The sequence below is a fragment of the Ohtaekwangia sp. genome (assembly GCF_036568665.1).
Lineage (GTDB): Bacteria > Bacteroidota > Bacteroidia > Cytophagales > Cyclobacteriaceae > Ohtaekwangia.
The window spans coordinates 1-3,897 of sequence record NZ_DATCSD010000009.1 but is presented as its reverse complement, the minus strand read 5'-3'; the positions used below and the strand labels follow the sequence as shown (position 1 = coordinate 3,897).

Annotated in this window: 5 protein-coding genes; 2 read left to right on the top strand and 3 right to left on the bottom strand. The window is 41.7% G+C overall.

All coding sequences use genetic code 11. The features are described from left to right. Both VIN08_RS00290 and VIN08_RS00285 read right to left on the bottom strand, forming a co-directional pair. A complete protein-coding gene (locus VIN08_RS00290) occupies positions 1-924 on the bottom strand; it encodes a bestrophin family protein (protein WP_331958479.1) in 924 nt (307 codons plus the stop codon). Between the two features lie 218 nt (positions 925-1,142). After that, positions 1,143-2,120: an alpha/beta hydrolase gene (locus VIN08_RS00285; protein ID WP_331958476.1), complete on the bottom strand. Its 978-nt coding sequence runs from the start codon at positions 2,118-2,120 to the stop codon at positions 1,143-1,145. 88 nt (positions 2,121-2,208) lie between these two features. Between VIN08_RS00285 and VIN08_RS00280 the strand changes: the two genes are divergently transcribed. Both VIN08_RS00280 and VIN08_RS00275 read left to right on the top strand, forming a co-directional pair. After that, positions 2,209-3,063 (top strand): LysR family transcriptional regulator, encoded by an 855-nt coding sequence (locus tag VIN08_RS00280; RefSeq protein ID WP_331958473.1) that lies wholly within the window; start codon positions 2,209-2,211, stop codon positions 3,061-3,063. 114 nt (positions 3,064-3,177) lie between these two features. Continuing rightward, positions 3,178-3,672 (top strand): hypothetical protein, encoded by a 495-nt coding sequence (locus tag VIN08_RS00275; protein ID WP_331958470.1) that lies wholly within the window; start codon positions 3,178-3,180, stop codon positions 3,670-3,672. A 41-nt stretch (positions 3,673-3,713) separates the two neighbouring features. Here the strand turns inward: VIN08_RS00275 and VIN08_RS00270 are convergent. Continuing rightward, positions 3,714-3,897: hypothetical protein (locus tag VIN08_RS00270; protein ID WP_331958467.1), on the bottom strand; the 184-nt coding region annotated here is incomplete at its 5' end.

The window sequence follows — 3,897 nt, the reverse complement described above, 5'->3', positions numbered from 1 at the left end:
CTAATCCCAAAAATAAGAAGTCGGCTTTGCCAATGGCGGTTGAGGTATATTAGCCTGCTCAAATACAGAATATTCTATAGTCCGGCAAATGGAATTTAAGGCGAGGTCGTTAGACTCTACACCGAAAGGTTCACCGATCTCGGCTACAATGGCATCAAGCGAAATAAATGTATAGCTGATAAAAACTACCAGCACAGGCATCATCCATCCTACTACGTCTACCAGTCCAAACGGAAGCAGGAAACAGTAAATATATACTGTGCGATGCAACAGAACATGATACGTAAACGGTAACGGTGTATTCAAAATCCGTTCGCAGCCTCCCACCACGGCAGACATATTGTTCAACTGCTGATTAAGGTTGGTCGCTACAATGGTATCAATCTTCCCGGCCTTTGTCCATGCGGCTATATATTCTCCGAGACGATACAGTAACGATACCGGAACAAATTCACGATTCTTTAAATATTCAATATCCTTCCGCTCCAGTAACCGCTCCTGGTCGTCTATACTTTGCGTTCGTCTTAATTGATGATTCAAAGCCCAACAACACGCCACAACCGTTTTGGCAAACTGTTTTTTCTCTGTATCAAGTTCAGGACTATTATCATCAATCATGGTAAATACCTGTCGCACGAGCGAGCGGCTTTCTACTACCAGTGTTCCCCAGAGCTTGCGTCCCTCCCAATAGCGATCGTAACTGGATGTATTGCAAAACCCGAGGAAGATTGCCAAGGCTATACCGATCAGGGTAAAGATGGTCGGATTGAGATTTACTTTGTACTGGTATATCTTTCCCTGGAAGAAGAACACTACCAGCGAAAAAGCCGTAAGGGTAAGCAGTTGGGGAAGTATCTTGGGCAGAACAGAACCATGCCAGATAAACATCATTCTAAACCAGTGTGTGCGTTGACGTACGATCATATTTACGCTGTATTACGGATGCAGAAATTGCAACCTTGTTTTCGCCAGCTCAATTTATACATTTACTCGCTATGATGCATCAATCGCCATCATACAAATTATTAATTATAGAGCTGAGTACGTACACGCCCAAATAATATATCTGTAGGCAGTGTCTCCTTCTGTAAGACTCTGCCTATAGATACTGTCACTATATATTCAGCAAGATATAGCGTTTGCTATTTCGGTAACGCGGCCATGAATTTTACTATTTCCTGCCCGATTTCATAAGCATGTGTTTCCAATGCAAAATGTCCTGTTTCATAAAAGATTACTTTCGCATCAGGAATGTCGCGCTTATAGGCTTCGGCACCTGATGGTAAAAAATACGGATCGCGGCTTCCCCATACAGCGAGGAGCTTCGGCTTTCGCGCCTTAAAGTATTTATGAAACTCCGGATATAGCTTCACATTGTTCTGGTAATCCTTAAACAAATCCAACTGTATCTCTACAATGCCTGGTCTGTCAAGAAAGAGTTGATCCGTGGTATAGCTCTCGGGGGCTATCAATGATTTATCATCAACGCCTTCTTCATATTGCCAACGTGTTGCCGGCAGTTGCATAAATTCGCGCAGCGCATCACGGTTCTCTTGTGATGGGTCACGCCAATATTTCTGAATAGGATTCCAGCCGGCACTGAGTCCTTCCTCATAAGCATTTCCATTCTGTGAAATTATGCCGGTAATTTTTTCCGGATTAGCCAGCGCAAGCCTGAACCCAACCGGTGCTCCATAATCAAATACATATATAGCAAACCGCTTTAGTCCAAGTTTATCAATAAACTGCTGCATCGTTGCTGCAAGGTTATCGAAGGTATAAGTATACTTTTCACGCACAGGCGCGTCTGAAAAGCCAAAGCCCGGTAAATCGGGTGCAATTACCCGGTGCTTCACACTCAATATGGGTATAAGATTTCTGAACATGTGCGATGATGAAGGGAAACCATGCAAGAGCAATATCACCGAACCATCGGATGGTCCAGCCTCTCTGTAAAAAATATTCAGTCCGTTTACTTCGGTCTTCCGGTAATGGATCACCGTCTTCTGTACTATGTTCGTTGTGGATTTAGGCTGACTTTCATGTTGTGCCTGTGCTGCTGTAATTACCAGGCATAGTATAACCATCCCCAGTGCTGTTTTGTGTATTGTGCTGTTCATGTTTTAGTATTTATTGGACAAAACTAGGTTTGTTCATATATTTGTAAAAACGATTAATACTGATAGTAACTATCATAAAATATGATTTATGAATATTAACGATCTCCGAATTTTTGAAGCTGTTGCCTTGCATGAGAACTTTACCAAAGCAGCCGATACTGCAAACACAGTGCAGTCTAACGTAACAGCTCGTATAAAAAGCATGGAAGATGAGTTTGGCACTCCGCTGTTCGACCGGACTTCGCGTAAAGTGGTGTTAACCTCTGCCGGCAAAAAGCTGATGGTATATTCCAAGCAGATAAATCAATTGTATGAAGAAGCCCGGAGAGAAGTGCCGAAAGCAAAAGGTATAAATGGCCGTCTGAAAATCGGATGTATCGAAACTACCATGGCCTTGAAAGTGCCTGCATTGCTAAACGAGTTCATGCAAAAGTACCCGGACATTACGCTGGAGTTCAAATCAGAATTAGGTCCTGACCTGGTTAACGATGTACTGAACTATAAATTAGATGCTGCCTTTGTGCCCGGCCCGATTTCTCTTCCGGAACTGAACCAGCTAAAAGTCAGTGACGATAAATTGGTGCTGGTGAGCTCAACCAAATATACCACACAAAAGAATTTACTCTCAAACCAGGATGTAACGATTGTTGTGTTCGATCAGGGCTGCAGTTATCGCGCACGACTGGAGTCATGGCTTAGTGCCAAAGGTATAGTGACGTATAAGAGCATTGTTCTGAATACACTCGAGGGAATCATTAACTTCGTGGAAGCCGGATTGGGCTTCACTGTATTGCCCAAAGGTTTGATCGATCAGTACTATAGCAAGCGAAAACTTAACCTGATTCCGCTGGCACCCGAGCTGGCATCATTAACAACTGTGCTGGTGTACCGAAAAGATATACCGCAGTCAGGAGCGTTGAAGGTGTTTCTGGGAATGTATTAAGATCGTAACAGTCAGACGTTCCTACCTGACTGTAGTAGAAAATGCGAGAATAGGACGATACTAAATATATACCATATCCGTTCAAATTAAGCAATCAGCTTCATTAATATGCTCATGAAATTACTTACGGCACTCACACTAAACCTGATAACCTATACAACATCTTTTGCTCAAGGTAATTTTAATTGGACGGATACTCTGTTAACAGTTGGGCAAACAAGAACAATACACCTTTCGAGAGCGTTTGATGGCCCATGTACTACAAAGCCGTGCTATACTTATTACCAAAATCAAAATACCTACGATACTCTACTGTCGTTTTTAAATTCCAACGAAAATGTATCCGTTGTATTTCTATGGCATACATGGACAGAAGACTGCTACGCATATAATTTCCATGTAAGTCAAAAAATGGCGCAGGGTCTTATCAATGAATTAATTAAACACGGGATAGGTGAAAAGAGAATAGCTGCTGTTGGATTAGGAGAAGCAAGACCCTTAATTTCAGTAGCGGAATTAAACAAGATAGACCCAACCAAAAGATTCTCTGTGGATAGAAAAAATAGTCGCATTGAGATGATCATTGTTTCAGTCAAAGAATTTAATTAACAGTCAGGTGTTTCCCCACTGGTTGCACTTATATCAAATCATTACTTATTGTACTGAAAAAGAAAGTAAAATTCCTCTGCTCCGTCAAAGAAAAATATAGTGTAAAATGTACATTTGTAACTATATTTCAATTTAGACTTGATGAAAGAGAGCGTAAAATATCTAAGCATCGCCTTCGTGCTGGTGTATAGTTTGATCGGATGCAAAACCGAACCTGTTACGGAA